This is a genomic window from Pelagibacterium lentulum, assembly GCF_003992625.1.
In the GTDB taxonomy this organism is placed as follows: Bacteria; Pseudomonadota; Alphaproteobacteria; order Rhizobiales; family Devosiaceae; genus Pelagibacterium; species Pelagibacterium lentulum.
Window position 1 is genome coordinate 242,094 of the sequence record NZ_RZMW01000037.1, and the last position, 19,835, is coordinate 261,928.

19 protein-coding genes are annotated in these 19,835 nt (G+C 57.7%); 8 read left to right on the forward strand and 11 right to left on the reverse strand.

Annotation, left to right across the window (positions count from 1 at the left end):
• Positions 1–14: 14 nt before the first annotated feature.
• The 4 genes from uvrC to EO133_RS11900 all read right to left on the reverse strand — a co-directional run bounded on the left by uvrC (position 15) and on the right by EO133_RS11900 (position 3,487).
• Positions 15–1,931, reverse strand: a complete 1,917-nt coding sequence (gene uvrC / locus EO133_RS11885) for an excinuclease ABC subunit UvrC (protein ID WP_127072854.1) — start codon at positions 1,929–1,931, stop codon at positions 15–17.
• A complete protein-coding gene (locus tag EO133_RS11890) occupies positions 1,892–2,650 on the reverse strand; it encodes an SDR family oxidoreductase (RefSeq protein WP_127072855.1) in 759 nt (252 codons plus the stop codon). The genes uvrC and EO133_RS11890 overlap by 40 nt, the downstream gene beginning before the upstream one ends.
• 147 nt (positions 2,651–2,797) lie before the next feature.
• Positions 2,798–3,007, reverse strand: coding sequence for a hypothetical protein (locus EO133_RS11895; protein ID WP_127072856.1), 210 nt, complete (start codon positions 3,005–3,007; stop codon positions 2,798–2,800).
• 84 nt (positions 3,008–3,091) lie between these two features.
• Positions 3,092–3,487, reverse strand: a complete 396-nt coding sequence (locus EO133_RS11900) for a DUF2177 family protein (RefSeq protein WP_127072857.1) — start codon at positions 3,485–3,487, stop codon at positions 3,092–3,094.
• 136 nt (positions 3,488–3,623) lie between these two features.
• Here EO133_RS11900 and EO133_RS11905 point away from each other — a divergent pair, with 136 nt between their 5' ends.
• Positions 3,624–4,067 carry a hypothetical protein gene (locus EO133_RS11905; protein ID WP_127072858.1) on the forward strand — a complete coding sequence of 148 codons (444 nt, stop codon included), beginning with the start codon at positions 3,624–3,626 and terminating at the stop codon, positions 4,065–4,067.
• A gap of 43 nt (positions 4,068–4,110) precedes the next feature.
• Here EO133_RS11905 and EO133_RS11910 read toward each other — a convergent pair whose 3' ends face one another.
• A complete protein-coding gene (locus EO133_RS11910; protein ID WP_244640675.1) occupies positions 4,111–4,581 on the reverse strand; it encodes an SH3 domain-containing protein in 471 nt (156 codons plus the stop codon).
• Positions 4,582–5,089: 508 nt separating this feature from the next.
• Entirely contained in the window at positions 5,090–5,671 is a 582-nt protein-coding gene (locus tag EO133_RS11915) for a hypothetical protein (protein ID WP_127072859.1), read from the reverse strand.
• Positions 5,672–5,909: 238 nt separating this feature from the next.
• Here EO133_RS11915 and EO133_RS11920 point away from each other — a divergent pair, with 238 nt between their 5' ends.
• Both EO133_RS11920 and EO133_RS11925 read left to right on the forward strand, forming a co-directional pair.
• On the forward strand, positions 5,910–7,259 hold the full coding sequence (locus EO133_RS11920) for an AAA family ATPase (RefSeq protein WP_127072860.1): 1,350 nt from the start codon (positions 5,910–5,912) through the stop codon (positions 7,257–7,259).
• The gene (locus EO133_RS11925; protein WP_127072861.1) at positions 7,256–8,101 is read left to right on the forward strand and encodes a hypothetical protein; all 846 of its coding nucleotides are present in this window, start codon (positions 7,256–7,258) and stop codon (positions 8,099–8,101) included. The genes EO133_RS11920 and EO133_RS11925 overlap by 4 nt, the downstream gene beginning before the upstream one ends.
• A gap of 592 nt (positions 8,102–8,693) precedes the next feature.
• Here the strand turns inward: EO133_RS11925 and uvrB are convergent.
• Together uvrB and EO133_RS11935 are read right to left on the reverse strand one after the other, a co-directional pair.
• Positions 8,694–11,234 (reverse strand): excinuclease ABC subunit UvrB, encoded by a 2,541-nt coding sequence (gene uvrB, locus EO133_RS11930; protein WP_244640677.1) that lies wholly within the window; start codon positions 11,232–11,234, stop codon positions 8,694–8,696.
• A 78-nt stretch (positions 11,235–11,312) separates the two neighbouring features.
• Positions 11,313–11,714, reverse strand: coding sequence for an MAPEG family protein (locus tag EO133_RS11935; RefSeq protein ID WP_127072862.1), 402 nt, complete (start codon positions 11,712–11,714; stop codon positions 11,313–11,315).
• Positions 11,715–11,821: 107 nt separating this feature from the next.
• On the opposite strand from EO133_RS11935, the gene EO133_RS11940 reads away from it, so the two are divergent.
• The 3 genes from EO133_RS11940 to EO133_RS11950 all read left to right on the forward strand — a co-directional run bounded on the left by EO133_RS11940 (position 11,822) and on the right by EO133_RS11950 (position 15,970).
• Positions 11,822–12,655 (forward strand): LysR family transcriptional regulator, encoded by an 834-nt coding sequence (locus EO133_RS11940; protein WP_127072863.1) that lies wholly within the window; start codon positions 11,822–11,824, stop codon positions 12,653–12,655.
• A gap of 130 nt (positions 12,656–12,785) precedes the next feature.
• On the forward strand, positions 12,786–14,132 hold the full coding sequence (locus EO133_RS11945) for an HD-GYP domain-containing protein (protein ID WP_127072864.1): 1,347 nt from the start codon (positions 12,786–12,788) through the stop codon (positions 14,130–14,132).
• A gap of 623 nt (positions 14,133–14,755) precedes the next feature.
• Entirely contained in the window at positions 14,756–15,970 is a 1,215-nt protein-coding gene (locus tag EO133_RS11950; protein WP_127072865.1) for a multidrug effflux MFS transporter, read from the forward strand.
• Here EO133_RS11950 and EO133_RS11955 read toward each other — a convergent pair.
• A complete protein-coding gene (locus EO133_RS11955) occupies positions 15,958–16,305 on the reverse strand; it encodes an antibiotic biosynthesis monooxygenase family protein (protein WP_127072866.1) in 348 nt (115 codons plus the stop codon). The genes EO133_RS11950 and EO133_RS11955 overlap by 13 nt on opposite strands.
• The gene (locus EO133_RS11960; RefSeq protein ID WP_127072867.1) at positions 16,302–16,631 is read right to left on the reverse strand and encodes an NIPSNAP family protein; all 330 of its coding nucleotides are present in this window, start codon (positions 16,629–16,631) and stop codon (positions 16,302–16,304) included. Before EO133_RS11960 ends, EO133_RS11955 begins: the two co-directional genes overlap by 4 nt.
• A 72-nt stretch (positions 16,632–16,703) precedes the next feature.
• On the opposite strand from EO133_RS11960, the gene EO133_RS11965 reads away from it, so the two are divergent.
• Positions 16,704–17,387, forward strand: coding sequence for an ArsR/SmtB family transcription factor (locus tag EO133_RS11965; protein ID WP_127072868.1), 684 nt, complete (start codon positions 16,704–16,706; stop codon positions 17,385–17,387).
• On the opposite strand, the gene EO133_RS11970 is transcribed toward EO133_RS11965, so the two are convergent.
• Positions 17,384–18,247: a DMT family transporter gene (locus EO133_RS11970; RefSeq protein WP_127072869.1), complete on the reverse strand. Its 864-nt coding sequence runs from the start codon at positions 18,245–18,247 to the stop codon at positions 17,384–17,386. The two genes, EO133_RS11965 and EO133_RS11970, sit on opposite strands and share 4 nt — an antisense overlap.
• 89 nt (positions 18,248–18,336) lie before the next feature.
• Between EO133_RS11970 and EO133_RS11975 the strand changes: the two genes are divergently transcribed.
• On the forward strand, positions 18,337–19,743 hold the full coding sequence (locus tag EO133_RS11975; RefSeq protein ID WP_127072870.1) for an aminotransferase-like domain-containing protein: 1,407 nt from the start codon (positions 18,337–18,339) through the stop codon (positions 19,741–19,743).
• Positions 19,744–19,835: the final 92 nt, after the last annotated feature.

Here is a 19,835-nt window from a genome sequence, read left to right on the forward strand (position 1 = left end):
ATGCGTTGTGCCGGTCAAGTGCGGTTGAAATGATCGTAAATCTGCTGGGCCATAGCCTTTGAAATGCCGGGAATGGCGGACAGATCGGAAAGCGCTGCGCGTGATACAGCCTTGGCAGAACCGAAATGCTGCAAGAGCGCACGCTTGCGGGTTGGGCCAATGCCCTCGATCTCATCGAGCGGGTTCCGGACAATGTCTTTCTTGCGCCGGGCGCGATGGGTGCCAATGGCAAAGCGGTGCGCCTCATCGCGCAGACGCTGAACATAATAGAGCACCGGATCGCGCGATGGCAGCATGAAAGGATCGCGGCCCTCGACATAAAAGGTTTCGCGCCCTGCATTGCGTTCTTCGCCTTTGGCGATGCCGATGATTGTAACCTCGCGCGGAAGGTTCATTTCGGCAAGGACAGCCTTGACGGCGTTGGTCTGGCCCGCGCCACCATCGATCAAAAGCACATCTGGCCAATCGGGCATACCCGAGGCGTCGTCTTCCGCTTCGATGTCGCTTTCCGCGGCAAGTCGGGTGAAGCGGCGCGTCAGCACTTCGCGCATCATGCCAAAATCGTCGCCCGGCGAAAGGTCCTTGGATTTGATGTTGAACGTCCGGTAGTGCTTTTTTGACAATCCTTCGATCCCGGCAACGACCATGCCGCCGACGGCATTGGTGCCCTGGATATGGGAGTTGTCGTAGATTTCGATGCGGCGCGGCGTTTGTTCAAGCCCAAAGGTTTCGGCCATGGCTTCAAGCAGTTTGCGCTGGCTGGCGGAGTCGGACAGATGACGCCCCAGTGCTTCGCGGGCATTTGTCAGCGCGTGTTCGACAAGCGCGCGCTTTTCTCCGCGTTTGGGGACTTCGAGTCTGACCGTGCGCTCAGCCCGCGATGCAAGTGCCTCGCGCAGAAGATCGGGTTCCGTAGGTTCCTCGGACGCCAGCACCAGTGCAGGGGGCGTTCGGTTCTCGTAAAACTGGGCCATGAAGGCTTCGAGCACTTCGGACAATGAATAGTTTTCATCGGCGCGAGGATAATAGGCGTAATTGCCCCAGTTCTGATGCGCGCGGTAGAAAAACACCTGCACACAGAAACTGCCTGCTTCCTGATGAATGGCGAACACGTCAGCCTCAGCGACCGATTGCGCATTCATTCCGCCTCCGCCCTGAATCTGGGCCAGCGCACTGAGGCGGTCGCGCAGCATGGCGGCGCGCTCGAAATCGAGCGCTTCGGCGGCCGCGTTCATCTCAGACTGCAGATGATCCTGAACAGCCTTGGTCTTGCCTGAGAGGAAGTCTTTGGCTTCGTTAGCAAGCGCCTGATAGTCGGGGATAGAGATTTCACCGGTGCAGGGCGCGGCACAACGCTTGATCTGATGCTGCAGACAGGGCCGGGACCGGCCAGCGTAAAAGCTGTCCGAGCAATTGCGCAAAAGAAACGCCTTTTGTAATGCTGTTACTGTGCGGTTGACCGCTGCGGCTGAGGCGAATGGCCCGAAATAGTGTCCCTTGCGGCGGCGTGTGCCACGATGCTTGTTCAACTCGGGCGCTTCATGCTCGGTCGCGAGAAGGATATAGGGGAAGGTCTTGTCGTCGCGCAGCAGAATATTAAAGCGCGGGCGCAGGCGCTTGATGAGGTTAGCTTCAAGCAGAAGCGCCGCTGCTTCGGTCTCGGTGCGGACGAATTCCATGGCGCGGGTAGCCGCGATCATGCGGCAGATGCGGACCGGATTGCCTTCATAGCGGGTATAATTGGTGACGCGCGCCTTGAGGTTGCGGGCCTTGCCGACATAAATTACCACCTCATTTTCATCGAGCATGCGATAAACGCCCGGCCCGGTGGGCAGGGTTTTCACAAAGCGCTTGATAATGTCGGGGCCGGTAAGGTCGTCGGTATCGTTGGTCATGTGGTGCGCGGGGTGGGGTCGTTCTTTTCGAGCCATTGCAGGTGCTCGCCGCCATCGAGAGCAAGCATTTGCCCTGTCATCGACTCAAGCGAGAGGATGGCCATTATACCCTGTGCTATTTCATCGGGGGCAGCCCCGTTTTCAAGAGGCAGCTGCTTGACCGAGGCGGCGAACTCGGCATCGGTCTGGCGGCTGTTCTTGAGTGTCGGGCCCGGACCGATGGCGTTGACCCGGACTTTCGGCGCCAGCGATTGGGCGAGCGTGCGTGTGGCGGTCCAGAGCAGCGATTTCGAAAGTGTATAGGAGAAGTGATCCGGGCCGGGATGGAGCACGCGCTCGTCGATGATGTTGACGATATTGCCGTTAGTTTCCTTGGGAAGCTGGGCGGCAAAATCGCGGGCCAGGAACACGGGCGTTTCTGCGTGCAGGGCCATATGCAGATCCCAAAGGTCTTCGTGCAGCGTATCGGCGCTGTCAGGCTCAAAGACCGATGCGTTGTTGATGAGGACCGATAGCGATCCGAAAGGTGCGGCGGCGGCAGCGATCAGGCCCATCCGGTCTTCGCGTCGCGAAAGATCGGCCTGAACAATATCAGCGCGGCCGCCATCGGAGCGAATGGCGTCGGCAAGCTGTTCGGCCTTTTCGCCCGAACTGCGGTAATGGATGATTACGGCATAGCCTTCGCCTGCGAGACGCGTCGCGATTGCCGCGCCGATCCTGTCCGCTGCGCCGGTAATCAGTGCCGTGCCCTGCATAATGTACTCCTTGGAAAGTTTGAGGTCAAAGACAGGAAACGGATAGCCACCAGTGGTGGTTCAGCCCTACCCAGCTTTAGTCCGGGACGGTTGCGCGAGCAATATCTGTTGGTTGAGACAGATTATGTCAGTGGCAAGAGGCGGGGATTAATTCCGTATCCGGCCGACAAGCCACATGATCGCGGCGGTCAGGAGGCAGAGCGCGCCGAGCGGCGCGACGGTCAGGCTGAGGAGAACAGGCAGCAGCGCATTGCTGCTGGGTGCAACGACCATCATGACGAGTGCTGGGCCTGCACCGATGACGGCAAGCAGCAAACCCAATTGCCCGAAGGCTATCGCCCAGCGCCGGAGTGTCATACTGCTCGTTCAGCTCCCCTGTCATTCCCGTCGATACAAAGTCTGTACCACGGGGGAGATGACTGCAAGCTGAACAGGTGCCAGTCAGCCCGTTATTGCCGTGAAAAGCCAATAGCCGCCGGCTGCCGTCAAGGCCGTGAGGAAGCTGCCCCAGGCGATATCGACAACAGCAACTGCGACTGTAAAGCCCTTCATGGTGGAAAGGTTAGTGAGGTCATAGGTGCCATAGGCAATGAAACCGAGCGCGGCGCCAAGCAGTGCAGCATTGAGCACCGAACTTGCGGGAAGCACGGCAAAAAGCACGATGCCCGCGACATAGGCAAGGTAGAAGGCGCCAGCAATGCCAAACCGGGGCTTTTTAAGCAGCAGATCACCAAGCTGGGGGAAATAGAAGCGCTGTCCCATATAAGTGAGCCAGACATAATCGATGGGGAAAAAGATCGCGGCGCAGACGAGATAGGCAATCAGAAAGTCAGACATGGTGATCAGTTACCCCCGGCAGATGAAATCGCAATGGTTTCAATACGTCTGAAACGAACTTTGAGATCATAGGCCTTGAACCCATAGCGGGGATTACGCATGTTGGCAGCACCATATACCGGAGGTCTTTAGAGCGGTGATCATTCTCTTATACGGCGCAATAGCTTTGGCAGCGATAACGCTTATCGGCAACCTTATGCTGCACAAGTGGAACACGGCGCGGGTTGAAAAGCAGATGAGCGAACGCGTCGACATCTACATCAACAGCCTCAATGCCGAGGGTATGCCCGAGGAACTCGCCGGCATGAGCGCAGAGGAGCGCCGCGACCTGCTGATCACCGCAGCGCGGGAAGTGCGGGCCGATAGCGACCGGCGCTTCTATGTGGCAACGATCGGTGCCATCCTGTCTTTTTTCCTGGCGCTCGGCTTTGCCATCGAAGGCGCCGGAATGCGTGATTTCGTCCTCACGCTGGTGATCGCGGCAGCAACGCTATTCGGCATCACGACCTTCATGTATCGCAGCCTTAAATCCCGGCTGGCGGCGCGCGGCATGGATATCGACCGGCTGAAAATAAGCTGAGGCCGGAGCGGGGCTCCGGCCTCATTATCATGTATCGCGGGATTTAATTCCCGAAGCAGAAATATCCGTTCGGACCGTCAAAGCAGACCTGACCACCAGTGCTGGGCGGCCGATGGCTCGGCGGGCGGTAGTGCGGGGGCCGGGGCCGCGGGTGCTCCCAATAGGGTGGGCGCGGACGCGGGGGGTGATAATAGGGCGGACGCGGGCGCGGGGGCTGATACACCGGCGGGCGCGGACGATGATAACCGCCCGAACTCAGATAACGCTCGGAAACCCAGCCTTCGCCGCCATAATAGCCGCGACGCTCGATCAGGCACCAGCCGCTGCGGCAATAATCGACCTGCACACGCTCACCGCGCTCAAGCACATCGACAACCCGGAACTGGGTGCCCGGACCCTGGCGGACATTGACCGTGGTGGTGGCAGTGGCCGACCAGGCATAAGCGCCGGCGGTCATCACCATGACCATGAGAGCGGCCAACCCGCCCCTGAAAACAGTCTTGTTGAGAGCCATTACGCTTCTCCCTTGAATGTTGCGAGCGGCTTGTGCCGCCTTGTATCCATGAATAAAGCGCAACCTAGCTGAACCGTTGCTGAACGATGTGTTTATGTTTGGGGTGGGGATGAGGGGGATTCCACAGCGTATATCAAAGCGCCCGACGGCCAGATGACCTCGGATGATAAAAAGTAGGTGGACGGCATGGGGCGATGAACGCTCCGTACTGAAATTTAATATATGAAGCGACCATCGCCCCATGCATCCGGGATTTGTGGCGTGGCGTCCGCTCGGGCTAGGGCCAATCCCTGCCGGGTTTCCCCGGTTACCACAGGCGTCCTGTGGCTGGCCTCGGTGACGTTTCGGCCTCCGCTGGGACGACTCCCATCGGACCCGGATCGGTCAAGAAAACCGGTCGGCCGCAAAGCGGCTTTCCGGTCTCCCCGCCAAGCGTTCGTTGCGCTTGCGTCCATCTCAGCGGGACCGTGCGCACACCATAACCCGGTCTTGCGAGGCGGGGATAAGTTCAGTCGCGCCAGCTATCGATCACATTGCCATGCTCATCGCGATTCAGGCGTGGCGCGGGCCGCTGAAGCTCTTCCTCGGTGAGTTCGGGGCGGCCATGATAAATGCGCTTGTAAAACTCGGTGTGAAAGATCGTATAGGCCTCCTCGGGGTCCTCGCCCGCCGCAATCGCTCGCATGCGCACGTCCACGCCCCATTCGACGCCGAGCATCGTCAGCTCGGCAAGGCGGCGCACGACCTTAACTGTGTCTTCCCGCGTCAGCGCGCTTTTGGCGCGCGGCTGGTCATGGCCGAGCGATCTTGCATGTTCTTGGAGCACGGCCCGCGCTTCCACGAGGATCAGCGCGATTTCCGCGACAGTCAGGGCGTCGTTTTTGGGCAGGAACGGCAACGCCTTGACCGCGTGCGCCGGGCCAAGATGGCGGCGCGTGTCGGTCAGCAGCGTTCGGACCAGCCTTACAGCCTGGGCAGTCGCCGCCCCGGCATTGCGCGATTTGGCCTGCGCGGTGAAATCGCTGTGCAGCGCATTATAGCGCGCGATGAGGTTTTGGAAGCTATCGCGAAGATCGGGTTTGGTCGGCATTTATCGTCTCTCCTTGTCATGTTGCCTCCGGCGGCCGGAGGATGACGGGAGAGGATAGGGGAGGTTGGAAGGGTGGGGATAAGAGCTCGGGAAAAGCGTAGAGCGCAACCCACACTTGGGCCGCTAGCGCGTAGCTAATGCAAAGCAGTCAAAGTTTTTATTCTATCGTCGAACCAAATATTGCCAGCTTACAAACTCCTCCGCTAAGCTCCTACAAAAGCAACGCAAGAGAGAAAACATGAGCGACGGTGAGAACTTCCTCTATGATTTGATGCCGGCAGATAATGCATTCATATCACGCCTAGAAATAAAGAAATTATTTGGGCGACAGGACATAAATCTCGATTTCTCTGGCCCTCAGGAGACTCAAGAACGTTCCATAAACATCATATATGGATTGAATGGTCAGGGTAAAACGACAATATTAAAATTTATATATTTCCTGATTTCCAAGGATAGTGGAAGGGGACATAAAAGTTGGATTGCTGCCCTGCCATTTATAGAAGCAAAGCTATTCATGAGCGATGGTTCTACACTAACAGTTTCGCGTACAAAGGGTAATACTGGATCATATATAGTAATATTTAATAAGGATCTTGAATCAATAGAGTTCAATATAATTGCAGATGAAAATAATAGCGTGAAAATGGATAACAGTGGAACGGATGTAAGTGATTATCTTTCATTTGTTGCTAACTTTCCCGTTAATATATTCTATATGACTGATGACCGAAAATATTACTCGAATTCTAATGTTGTCTCTCGCATACATAGAAGGCGTCCAGTGAGCGGAGATATTATTTATGAGTCCGGCAGAGATTATTTTATGAGGAGATCGTCAGAAGAAGCGGATCAGTCCGTTTCTTTTTCTGATATGGCAGAAGTAATAACTGAAGTCTTTAGAAGGCAGGTTATGAAAGGGGGTGTCCAAGTACAGAGGAATATGTACTCAATTTACAAGCAACTCGTGGAATCTGTGATTGAGGCCTCGGAAACGCCAGACGATATCAAGAACTATCTTTTGGAGAGAATTGATGAAACTGAGAGCCTCACTGAATCGTCGATTAGAATCGGCGCGATGCCCATGATGGACGCAGAAGTCTTTCGTGGAGCAGTTAGGCAGAGTGAGGAAGCAGAGTTAGAGAAGCTATATTTAGTTCTTAATCCTTTTCTAGATAGCCTTCAGGCGAGGGCGAGCGGCATAGCAGCAATGGTCGACCGAATGGAGGCTTTTGTTCAAGAATTGAATAGGTTTTACCAGGATAAACTATTCGATTTTACGATTAGAGATGGATTTACTGTGAAATCTATCGCTAATGAGCAGCCGCTTCGGGTGGAATGGCTCTCTTCCGGAGAGCGGCAATTGTTCATTATATTAGGTAGTGCATTTTTAGTTCAAGATGAAACTGGAATAGTACTGATTGATGAGCCGGAATTATCACTTAACATAATATGGCAAAGAGAATTTGTAGGTGCATTGGAGAGGATATCGAAATTTTCGCCGGTTCAGTATATATTGGCGAGTCATTCTCCGGAAATACTGACAAGTGAAGCGGCAAGGGTTGTATCTATTGGGGGGATGGAATGATACCTCGCAGAAAATTGTCGCAGATTATTGAAATACAAAAAATGTTCAAATTGAAACCAGATGTTTTAGTAGAAGGGGTTTCAGATAAGTACACGGTTCGTCGTATATTTGGAGGGGACTGGCCGTTCGGTGTCGGAATTTTCGCGATCGATGATATTGAAATCGATTGCGTGGAAGTCGACGGTGTCGACGGCTGTCGAGGTAGGGTTATCGCCGTGTGTGGAGGCCTCTATCAACAGTCCGGGCACGTTATTGGGCTCGTTGATAGGAGCTTTGAGGAGCAAACATATGTCCCGCCAGGCGATAATATTATACTGACCGAAAGAGCTGATATAGAGCTGGACATCTTGGATTCTGGTCAGTTTGTCGAAAATTTAAGCATATATTTCTGTAAAGACATTTCGGACATATGGATCAAGTTTGCCTTGTCAGTTGCCCGACAGATTCATGTCATTAGAATGATAGGGCACTCGGATGGTAAAAGTATAGCGTTACCAATCGTGGCTAAGAGCATATCGCTAGTAGGTGGCGAGTTATTTTTTGATAGACCGAATTTCATCACCAAAATAGCTCATAAGAATGGCGATTATTCGTATTGGATGAACATTGGAAACAAAGTTGATAAAAAAATGGCTGAAGCAACCGAGCTTGAGCCGACATATTATGTAGGTTTTCATGTTCTAGAAAAGGTGCTTGCTGCTGTATTAGGTTTGAAGACAAATATAAACAAGAACAAGTTCGTTGATGATTGGTTGGGATCGCTGCTGAGAATGAAACCTAAGGAAAATGTTCTTATTGAGGAACCCTATACTAAGCTGTTGTTGTGCATAGGCCCTGCATAGCGGAGGATTAGCGTGCGAGTTGCTCGCGTGCTCGGACCCTCACCCGCCCCTTAGGGGCACCTTCATCGGCTTCAATCCTGCCACCCGAGCGATTTTGCCTTTGGCCAGTTCGTTCTCCCTCAAGGGGAGGGGGGTGGTGCTGAGACCTGTGGTCGCCGTGGAGGACTAACCCCCCGGGCCTTCGAGTTGCTCCAGTTCCATCTCCCGAAGCTTCTTGATTTCGTCTCTTTGGTTTTGTCTCACGGCGCGCACCGCTCGCACGACGACGGCCTGAATCCGGCCTGTCGCTGCCACTGCCACTCGAGAGTAGTTCTCATGGCCTCCTCACCTAAAATCGCTCCACCGGAGCGATTTTGCCTTTGGCCGGTTCGAAGTCCCTCAAGGGGAGAAGGGTAGACGGGGCTGATTAGCCACCCGGGCCCTCCAGCGACTCCAGTTCCATTTCGCGGAGCTTTTTAATCTCGTCTTGTTATTCTGCCTCACGGGCCGCACCGTTCACGGCATGACGCGCTAAATCCGCGCTATGCCGTTCACTGGCCCTCCGGCGGGGCGCCGCACGCGCGGCGGCTCGCTCTTCGCTCGCTCGACGAAATCAGTCTGTGTCTGCCGGAGCCTCAAGTTGCTCCAATTCTAGATTTCGCAATTTGCGGATTTCGTCGCGGAGCTTGGCGGCCTGTTCGAATTCCAGGTTGGTGGCGGCGTCGCGCATTTTGCCCTCAAGATCCTTGATGACCGCGGCGAGGTTGGCGCCGACGGGCATTGTATCCTTGCCGTCTTTGCCCGGACGGATTTTCACCGACACATGATCGCGTTCGTAAACGCTGTCGACAATATCGTTGATGCGGGCCTTTACGCTTTGCGGGGTGATGCCGTTGGCCTCGTTATAGGCCAGTTGCTTTTCGCGGCGGCGGTTGGTTTCGGCCAGCGCGCGTTCCATCGAGCCGGTCATGCGGTCGGCGTAAAGGATCACCTTGCCATCCACGTTCCGCGCGGCGCGGCCGATGGTCTGGATCAGTGAGGTTTCGGAGCGCAGAAAGCCTTCCTTGTCGGCATCGAGAATGGCGACCAGCCCGCATTCGGGAATGTCCAGACCCTCACGCAACAGGTTGATGCCGACCAGCACGTCGAAATTGCCCAGCCGCAGATCGCGGATGATCTCGATGCGCTCGATGGTGTCGATGTCGGAGTGCATGTAGCGCACGCGAATACCCTGCTCGTGCAGATATTCGGTGAGGTCTTCGGCCATCTTCTTGGTCAGCACGGTCAAGAGCGTGCGATAATTCTTGTCGGTGGTCTTGCGGATTTCGTCCACCACATCGTCCACCTGATTGGTGGCGGGGCGGATTTCCACAACCGGGTCGATCAGGCCGGTGGGGCGGATGACCTGTTCGGCAAACACGCCGCCGGTTTGGTCCATTTCCCATGAGCCGGGGGTGGCCGAGACATAGACCGTCTGCGGGCGCATGGCGTTCCATTCCTCGAACCGGAGCGGGCGGTTGTCCATGCAGGAGGGCAGGCGGAAGCCATATTCGGCCAGCGTCGCCTTGCGGCGCAGATCGCCGCGATACATGGCGCCCAACTGGCCGATGGTGACGTGGCTCTCGTCAACGAAGACCAGCGCGTTGTCGGGGATATATTCAAACAGGGTCGGGGGCGGCTCGCCGGGCTTGCGGCCAGAAAAGTAGCGCGAATAGTTTTCGATGCCCGCGCACGAGCCGGTGGCTTCCATCATCTCGAGATCAAACAGGGTGCGCTGCTCGAGGCGCTGGGCCTCAAGAAAGCGGCCCATGCCGTTGAGTTCCTGCAGGCGGGCCTGGAGTTCCTTTTTGATCTCCTTGATCGCCGCATTCATGGTGGTGCGGGTGGTGACGTGGTGGGAATTGGCAAAGACGCGGACGGCGTTGAGCTCGACCGACTTCTTGCCCGTCAGCGGATCGAATTCGGCAATGGTTTCGATCTCATCGCCAAACAGGGTGATGCGCCAGGCGGTGTCCTCATAGTGGGCGGGGAAGACTTCGATGGTGTCGCCGCGCACGCGGAAAGTGCCGCGCACAAAGCCCATGTCGCCGCGCTTGTATTGCAGGGCGACAAGTTCGGCGAGCAGGGCGCGCTGGTCGATCTTCTGGCCCTTCTCCAGCCAGATGGTCATGGTGGTGTAGTCTTCCACCGAGCCGATACCGTAAATGCAGGAGACCGAGGCAATGATGATGACATCGTCGCGTTCGAGGATCGCGCGGGTGGCCGAGTGGCGCATCCGGTCGATCTGCTCGTTGATGGTGGATTCCTTCTCGATATAGGTATCGGTGCGCGGAACGTAGGCCTCGGGCTGGTAGTAGTCGTAGTAAGAGACGAAGTATTCGACCGCGTTCTCGGGGAAGAAGTTCTTGAACTCGCCATAAAGCTGGGCGGCGAGGGTCTTGTTGGGGGCAAGGATCAGCGCGGGGCGATTGGTGCGGGCGATGACCTGGGCGGCGGTGAAGGTCTTGCCCGAGCCGGTGACGCCGAGCAGCACCTGATCGGTCTCGCCATTGTTGGCGCCCTCGACGAGTTCTGCAATGGCGGTGGGCTGATCGCCGCGCGGCTCGTACTCGGTGACGAGCTTGAAGGGGATGCCGGCCTTGTCTTTCTTGAGCGCGGCGGGGCGGTGGGGTTTCCACGCCTCGTTGCCTTCGACCTCCTTGCGGCCCTCGGCAATGATCTTTTCCAGCGCGGCAACGGTGGCCGAAACGCCTGCCGAGGAATTGGTCACGGAGGTGGGCGTATGAAATCCGGCCTGCGCGCCTTCGGCAAAGCCATCGAGATTGGTCGGGCGTTCGACGGAGTTGGCTTTCGACTTTGGGGCTTTGAGGCTCATGCCCGTCGCTTCGCTCCGGGTATTCTTCTTGCCCTTAGCGGCTTTTTTGTCGGCTTCGGCAGCGGCCTTGGCGTCAGCGCGATCGAGCGCGCGCTTGTTGCGCATGCGTTCGGCATAGAGCGGTTTGGAAGCCTGGGCGTCTTCGGCCTTCTCGATCTCCTTGATGAAATCATCGATGGAGAAGTCGGTCGCGCCACGATCACGAGACTTGCCAGGCCGTCCGGATGTTTTCTCGTCCTCGCGCCGGACAGGCTGCTGGGATTTCTTATCGCTGGTCATGGGGCACCATATCGTTCGGACGCTCGCGCGTTTCAATAGCACGGCAGGAACGGAGAGGGAACGGGGGCTGCTGACGGATCATGTCAGGAGCGTGAGGAGGGCGGTGAGTGTGACGACCATGATGGAGGCCATGCCAAGACCCCAGAAGAGCGAGCGCAGATGGTTGTGGCCGGTCCAGTAAGCGAGGGTGAAGGCAATGCGGACGATGACATATACACCAGCGGCGATGTTGGCATGGTCGGGGATCGTGCTGCCGTTCGTCGATAACAGGAGCGCCGCAGGCAGGAACATGGCCGCCGATTCGAGGTTGTTCTGCAGAACGCGCGCCGCGCGCCCCGTAAAGCCCTCACGTGAAAGCGGGGTACTGCGATCGGTAAAAGCGAAGGCGATGCCATTGGCAGTGATCGTGTTGAGGTGCTGGACGGCGGCGGAGAGAAAGACGAGCGCGCCGGTGGCGAGAATGGCGAGAGTTACAAACATGGAATTTTGTCCGGGATGGTTGACAACAGCGCATAGATGTCCGTTCGTTGCCGTTCAAGCAACGCGCATTTTAGCAGGCGAAATGTGCAATAACGCTCAGGTGGTTCATGGATGTCTCCAATTTCGGGCTGGCAAAAGCGCTGGCGGACGGCCGTAGTTTTTCGGCAGCGGCGCGTAAGCTCGGGGTCGCGCATACCACGGTAGCGCGCCGGTTGCGGCAACTTGAGGCGTATTATGGGACCCGATTGTTCGAGAATGCACCGGAAGGGCTGATTGCGACACCGGCGGGTGAGCGTGTCCTTGAGAGCGCGGAACGGATCGATGCCGAGATCATCGGGCTGGAGCGCGGCATCAAAGGTAGCGATCAACGGTTGGTAGGGTCGGTTCGGCTGACAACTGTTGACGTGCTGGCGTGGCACTTCATGGGCAGGATCGCTGCCTTTCGCGCGGCCTATCCCGAAATCGACCTCAGCGTCGAGACTGGCACGGAGTTGCGCAGCCTGTCGCGGCGCGAGGCGGAAATGGCGCTAAGGCTGACAAACCGGCCAGACGAATTCCTTTTCGGGCGCAGGATCGGGCGGTTCGATTTCCTGCCCTATGCTCATGCAACGCTGCTTGCACGGCTTGGGCACAAGGCCGCCGATCAGTTGCCGTGGATTGACTATAACGGTCGGGACTGCGGTGGACCGGCGGGGCGCTGGATGAAATCGGAATGCCCGAACGTTCACCCGCTTATGAGCGTGCCCACACCGCTGATGATGCTGCGCGCAATCGGTGCCGGAGCAGGCGTTGGACTCTTGCCAACAAGCATTGCGGTGGAGCAGCCCGATCTGGTCCCAATTTCGGACGACACGGCCTTTTCGGTCGACATCTGGTTGCTGGCTCCTCAGGAATTGCGACATACGGCGCGAATCCGCGCGGTGTTTGAAGCCTTCGGCTGAAACGGGTTCTGTGAACCGGCGTGACGCGCAAATGGGACCGAACGCGGATTGTCTCAGGAACGCCGGTGTTAACGCCGTCTTTGATCTTGCCGGCATAGGCTAAGTGGAATTGCTTATAAGGGGACGTGAGATGGACGGTTCGGTGCGTTTGGCGGAGGTGTTGGGTGCGCTGAGCCGCGCGCTCGATATTACCGAGGGGCAGCCGCCGGGCCATTGTGTCCGTTGTTGCTGGATCGGAGTGCATGTCGGGCGCAATCTGGGGCTGGACGAAGCGGCGCTGCGCGATCTCTATTACACGCTGCTGCTCAAGGATCTGGGCTGCTCGTCAAATGCAGCACGCATTTGTGAACTGTATCTGGCCGACGATCTGACGTTCAAGCGAGACTTCAAGCATCTCGATGGCAGTCTGCCGCAGGTGCTGCGTTTCGTTATCGCCCATACCGGCGCCGAGGCCGGATTGGCCGAGCGGTTCCGCTCTGTTGTCAACATCATGCGTAATGGCGGCGAGATCGTTACCAGCCTGATTGAAACACGCTGCCAACGCGGTGCGGCGATTGCGCGGCAAATGCGGTTTTCCGAAGACGTGGCTCAGGCCATCATCGATCTGGACGAGCAATGGAACGGCGCCGGCAAACCCATGGGCAAGATCGGCACCGAAATTTCGCTTTTTGCCAGAATTGCGCTGCTGGCGCAGGTGGCCGACGTGTTTTACATGGCCGGGGGGCCGGATGCGGCATTAGCCGAGATCAAATCGCGCGCGGGCACCTGGTTCGATCCGGCGGTGGTCTTTGCGTTCTGCGAGGTGGCGGCCGATGCCGAGTTCTGGACCATTCTATCGCGCCCCGATATCGAAGCGGTCGTGCTCGACCTCGAACCGGGCCAGCAGGATGCGGTGGCCGATGAAAATTATCTCGATGATATTGCGCGGGCCTTCGCCCAGGTGATCGACGCCAAGAGCTCCTTTACCTCAGGCCATAGTGAGCGGGTGGCGGTCTTTTCAGATCTCATTGCCGAGGAAATGGGCTATCACGCTGCCCGACGTCGCTGGCTGAAGCGCGCGGCGCTGCTGCATGATATTGGCAAACTGGGCGTTTCCAACAGCGTGCTCGACAAGCCTGGCAAACTTGATGACGATGAATGGGTATCGATGCGCGACCATGCGCGGCTGTCCGAGGACATTCTCTCACGCATCGGAGCTTTCGCCGATCTTGCAGTGGTGGCCGGTGCCCATCACGAGCGGTTGGACGGCAAAGGCTATCCCAATGGCAAGACTGCCGATGAACTGGACCTCGACACGCGCATCCTCTCGACGGCAGACGTTTTTGACGCCCTGACCGCAGACCGGCCCTATCGCAAGGCTATGCCGGTATCCAAAGCACTCTCGATCCTTTGGGAAGGTGCGGGCGCATCACATGACCCGACCTGTATCGCGGCGTTGGAACGCGCGCTGGCCCGCTCGGAGCGGGACGTGGCATAGGTTTCCAAGGGTATTGCGGGTGGTCTAAACCGGTTCTCGGTACGGAACATTGCCAGCTATTTGTTTCAAAAAAAGCCCCGCCGGGGAGGAGTTCGGCGGGGCGACTTGGAGGGCATGGGAAACTTTGGGGGGAATTGGGAAACTCTATGAGATTATTCAAAGGACAGATCAGGCGAGGGCGCCCGAAACAGCCATAACGACGGTCATCAGTGTGAGCATTGCAAAGCCTGCTGCGCTGGCGGCACTTACCTGAATAATCTTACGCGTTGTCATGGTCTGCTCCTGCGTTTTGCTTATTCCAAATTCTTTCTGCTTCATTAACGAAGCGAACTCGGAAATGGTTTCATGCGATTACGATTTCGTGTTCGCATCGTTGTTTGAAGGGATACAGGCGCGCGGCTGAATGCTTTCTGAACGCGCCGTTTAGGTTGGCGGCGTTGACGGTTCGCAGGCATCGGCCTAGCATGTCGGTATGCTTGGAGGTGTATTCCCGATGACAGTCATAAAGCTCGTGGTGCAGCATGTGTGCATGAACCGGTAGCCGCTGGTCTGCCGAGCGTTCATGCACGCCCCCTGAACAGGGGGCTTTTTTATGCGTCATTTTTAATCCAGACAGGTTCCCCATGTTCGCCGCAGCCAATTCCCCGCCAAAGTTGATAACGCTGATCCTTTTGACGGCGGTTTCAATCCTGTCGCTCAATATGTTCCTGCCGTCGCTGCCCAACATCGCAAGCGCGTTGCAGGCCGATTATGGTCTTGTGAACCTTTCTATCGCTGGCTACCTGGCGATAACGGCGGTGCTGCAAATCGTAATGGGGCCGCTTTCGGACCGGTTCGGGCGCAGGCCGGTGCTGCTGGCGAGCCTTGCCATTTTTGCTGGCGCATCCTTGGGCTGTGCGCTGGCCAACGACATATGGACCTTTCTGTTTTTCCGCGTGCTTCAAGGTGCGATCATTTCCGGCATGGCGCTTTCACGCGCGGTGATCCGCGACATGGTTCCCGCGCAGGAGGCGGCCAGCCTTTTGGGTTATGTCAGCATGGCCATGGCGCTCGCGCCCATGCTTGGCCCGATGTTCGGCGGGGTGCTTGAGGAATTTTTCGGCTGGCGGGCGAGTTTTTACGCCTTTATGGTGATGGGGATCGTGCTCTACTGGCTGTGCTGGGCCGATCTGGGCGAAACCAATGTCACACCATCGGAGACATTCACGGCGCAGTTTCGGACTTATCCTGAGCTGATCCGGTCGCGCCGGTTCTGGGGTTATTCGTTCTGCATGGCGTTTTCGGTCGGGGCGTTCTATGCCTTTCTGGCCGGGGCGCCGCTGGTGGTCGAGCGGTTGTTTTCCATGTCACCGGCCATTCTGGGGCTGTGCCTTGGCACCATATCGCTGGGCTTTGCCTTTGGCAGTTTTCTTTCAGGGCGCCTGGCGCGCAGATATTCGCTTCTCACCCTGATCATGTGGGGGCGCATCGTCGCCTGTATCGGGCTGGCGGCCGGGCTTATGCTCTTTGTGCTTGGTTTCGTAAATGCCGCGACATTATTCGGGGCAACGATTTTCGTTGGCCTGGGCAATGGGTTGACCCTGCCCAGCGCCAATGCCGGTGCCATGTCCGTGCGTCCGCATCTGGCTGGCAGCGCGTCGGGCCTGTCCGGCGCGATGACGGTGGGCGGCGGTGCTGTGCTGACCTGGGCGACGGGGTTGGTGATTACTGAGACCAATGGCGCCTATGCGCTTTTGGGCATGATGCTTTTTTCATCGGCGGCAGGACTTGTTTCGGCTCTTTATGTCTGGCGGATCGATATGCAGGAGGCGAGGAGCACCACGGTTCAGCCCGAGTGATGCGCGCGACTGTCGGCAGGGGCTTCGGCGCGCTCCGTCATGCCATAATCGCGGATGACGGTGGCGACACGTAAACGATACCCGGCGAAAATCCCGCTGCGCCCGGCTTGCTGTGCCGCCCGATGTACGGGCAGGTTGCGCCAGGCCTGTACGGCATCCTCATCGCGGAAAAAAGACAGCGAGAGCAATTTTCCCGGCTCCGAGAGGCTCTGGAAGCGCTCGACGGAGATAAAGCCGTCGATTTGCTCAAGGTCGGATTTCAGGCGCTGGGCGATGGCGAGATATTGGTCCATACCGTCATTTGCGGGATGGACTTCAAAGAGGACAGCAATCATGGCGTTTCCCTTTTGCCATGCGGGGCGGAGGCCAGCTTGAGAAAGGTCCGGTCCTCTCTCAGAATGAAGCGGTTTTTCTGGACGAATTCGTAATTTTCGCGACCAAGCGGATCGTCTGCGAGGCGCTTGCGGAAGGTCTCGTACCAGCCCAGATCGGGTACATTATAGATGCCATAGGCAAGCGTGCTGGAGCCTTCATAGGGCGCGTAATAGCCGATGAGATCGGCGCCGCAACGCGGGCTGGCAACGCCCCAATTGCGGGCATAGTGTTCGAAATCGGCCTTTTTCGCCGGATCGATATGATAGCGGATTACGCAAGTCAGCATGATGATCTCCCGATATTTGCGCATCCGTTCTAGCCGCTTGCCAAGCGCGGATGTTTCGGTCAGGATCGAACTATGAAGGAAGGTCCTGACATTGCACATGTGGCGGCGCTGATCGGCGATCCGGCGCGCGCCAATATTCTGACGGCGCTAATGGCCGGCAAGGCGCTGACAGCGTCCGAGCTTGCCGAGGAGGCTGGCATTGCCATGCCCACGGCGTCGGGGCATTTGCGCAAGCTCGAAGAGGGCGGGCTGGTTGTGGCGCGCAAGCAGGGGCGGCACAAATATTTCGCATTGGCAGGGGCGCAAGCCGGTGACGTTCTGGAAGCGCTTATGGGATTTGCCGTGGCGCAGGGCCATTTGCGCACCCGGACAGGACCGCGCGATGCGGCGTTGCGGGCGGCGCGGGTTTGCTACAATCATCTTGCGGGGCAGGCGGGCGTGCAGATGTATGACTCGCTTGTGCGGCGGGGCTATCTCCAGATTGGCGAGGACGGTCTATCTGTCACTGAGGCAGGCGGCATATTTGTTGCCGATCTCGGTGTTTCGGTCCATGAACTGGCCGGGCGGCGTGCGCCGCTATGCCGGGAATGCCTGGACTGGAGCGAAAGGCGTTCACATCTTGCCGGTGTGCTGGGGCGGGCGCTGTTTGACCTATTGCTTGAAAAGCGATGGGTGGATCGGGAGGCGGGCAGCCGCGCGGTGCGGTTTTCCAAAGCGGGGCGGGTGGCGTTCGACGCCGCGTTTCCAACTAACTAACGCGCGAACTTTCGCGCGCCCGCGACGCACAGGATGACAGCAAGGGTTGTGGCCAGCATGAGCGCGGACACGGATTCGCGCAGGAGCGTTGCGGCCAGCGCGAGGCCGAAGAAGGGCTGGAGAAGCTGCAACTGGCCGATGGCCGCGATGCCGCCTAGCGCCAATCCGCGATACCAGAACACAAACCCGATCAGCATGGAAAAGAGCGAGACATAGGCAAGTGAAAGCCATGCCGGCATGTCGATCCCGTCAAAGCGCGCTGGCATCAGCATTACCGACAGCACGAGCATGATGGGCAAGGATATGACCAGCGCCCACGAAATGACCTGCCAGCCGCCAAGCGTGCGCGAAAGGCGCGCGCCCTCCGCATAACCCAATCCGCAAACGACGATGGCGGCCAACATTAGTGCATCGCCAACGGGAGCGGCGGCAAAGCCCTGCGAGAGCGCAAAGCCGACGACCAGGGCGCTGCCAAGCAGCGAGAATATCCAGAAGGCCGGTTTGGGCCGCTCTCCCCCACGCATGACGCCGAAGATGGCTGTGGCCAAAGGCAAGAGGCCAATAAAGACAATCGAGTGTGCCGATGTGACGTGTTGCAGGGCGAGAGCCGTCAGCAGGGGGAAGCCCAGCACGACGCCGAAAGCGACAATCGCGAGCGAGACCAAATCGCTGCGTCCAGGGCGCTTCTGGCGGAAGATGAGGAGCAGGCATACGGCCAGCAATCCGGCAATGGCGGCGCGGGCGGCGGTGAGGAAAACCGGATCGAACTGCATGACCGCAACCCGCGTCGCGGGCAGCGAGCCGCTGAAAATCACAACGCCAATCAATCCGTTGATGAGACCTGCCACGGTCCGGTCCATTGTTGCACTCCACCTTTGCTGGACACGCTCTATGGGCGAGAAGCGCTGGCTTTGCCAGCTACAGTTCGATACAGTTTGCGCAAACTGTTATGGTATCGGGTGCAGTACAGATGGTTGTGGATAGCAAAAGCAAGGTTGAGACGACAATGGAGGTGATCCGGCAGCGGATTGCCGGGCGCAGTCTTTTGCCGGGCGGCAAGTTGCCCTCGATACGGGGATTTGCACAGACATTGGGCGTGTCGCCGTCCACCGTGGTCGACGCCTATGAGCGGCTGGTGGCCGAAGGGCTGATCCATGCGCGGCGCGGGTCGGGATTTTTCGTTGCCAACCAGAGCGTACCGCTCTCGCTCGCCGAGATCGGGCCGAAGCTCGACCGCGAGATCGATCCGTTCTGGATTTCCCGGCAATCGCTGGAAGCCGGAGATGCGATGTTAAAGCCTGGCTGTGGATGGTTGCCCCCGTCATGGTTGCCGGAAGAACCGCTGCGCAAGGCGTTGCGCGCGCTCTCGCGGGCGGAGGCGCCGGTGCTGGGCGACTATGGGTCGCCATTGGGATCGCCGGGGTTGCGGCAGCTTTTGTCGCAACGACTGGCAGGCCGGGCGATAGAATGTGCGCCCGATCAGATCATCCTCACGGAATCGGGGACACAGGCGATCGACCTGTTATGCAGGTTTTTGCTGGAGCCGGGCGATACGGTGATGGTCGACGATCCGTGCTATTTCAATTTCCAGGCGTTGCTGCGCGCGCATCGGGCCAAGATGGTGGGCGTGCCCATGACGCCGGCGGGACCCGATATCGATGCCATGGAGCAGATGCTGGAGGCGCACAGGCCGCGGCTTTATATTACAAATGCAGGCATTCATAATCCGACCGGCGCAATGCTGTCTCCGGTTGTGGCGCACCGACTGCTGAAACTGGCCGAACAGTTCGGACTGACGATCATCGAAGACGATATTTTTGCCGATTTCGAGCATAGCCCGGCGCCGCGTCTTGCAGCCTTTGATGGGCTGGATCGGGTTGTCTCGATCGGCAGCTTTTCCAAGACGCTCTCGGCATCCGCGCGGAGCGGCTATATCACGGCGCGGCCCCAATGGATCGAGAACCTTATCGATCTGAAGATTGCGACATCGTTTGGCGGCGGGCGGCTAAATGCGGAACTGGTGCTGAGCGTGCTCAGCGATGGGGGATATCGCAGGCATATGGAGAGATTGCGCGCGCGGCTCGCCCAAGCCATGACGCAGGTGGCGGAAAGACTCCAAGCCATCGGGATCGCGCCGTGGCTTTATCCGCAAGCCGGGATGTTTTTGTGGTGCCAATTGCCCGAGGGACTGGATGCGGCCGATGTCGCGCGGGCGGCACTGGCAAAAAATATCGTGCTGGCGCCGGGAAATGCTTTCAGCGTTTCGCAGGCCGCGAGGGGCTTTTTAAGATTCAATGTTTCCCAATCTCTTGACGATAGGGTGTTTGAAGTGCTCGGCGGACAAATACAAGGCTAATAGTGCCCAGCGCAATTAATGGTCAATGTTGACTGAAATTTAAATGCTTGAGCATAGCGTCTAAACCGGTTTGGGTGGCCAGCGTCAGGAGC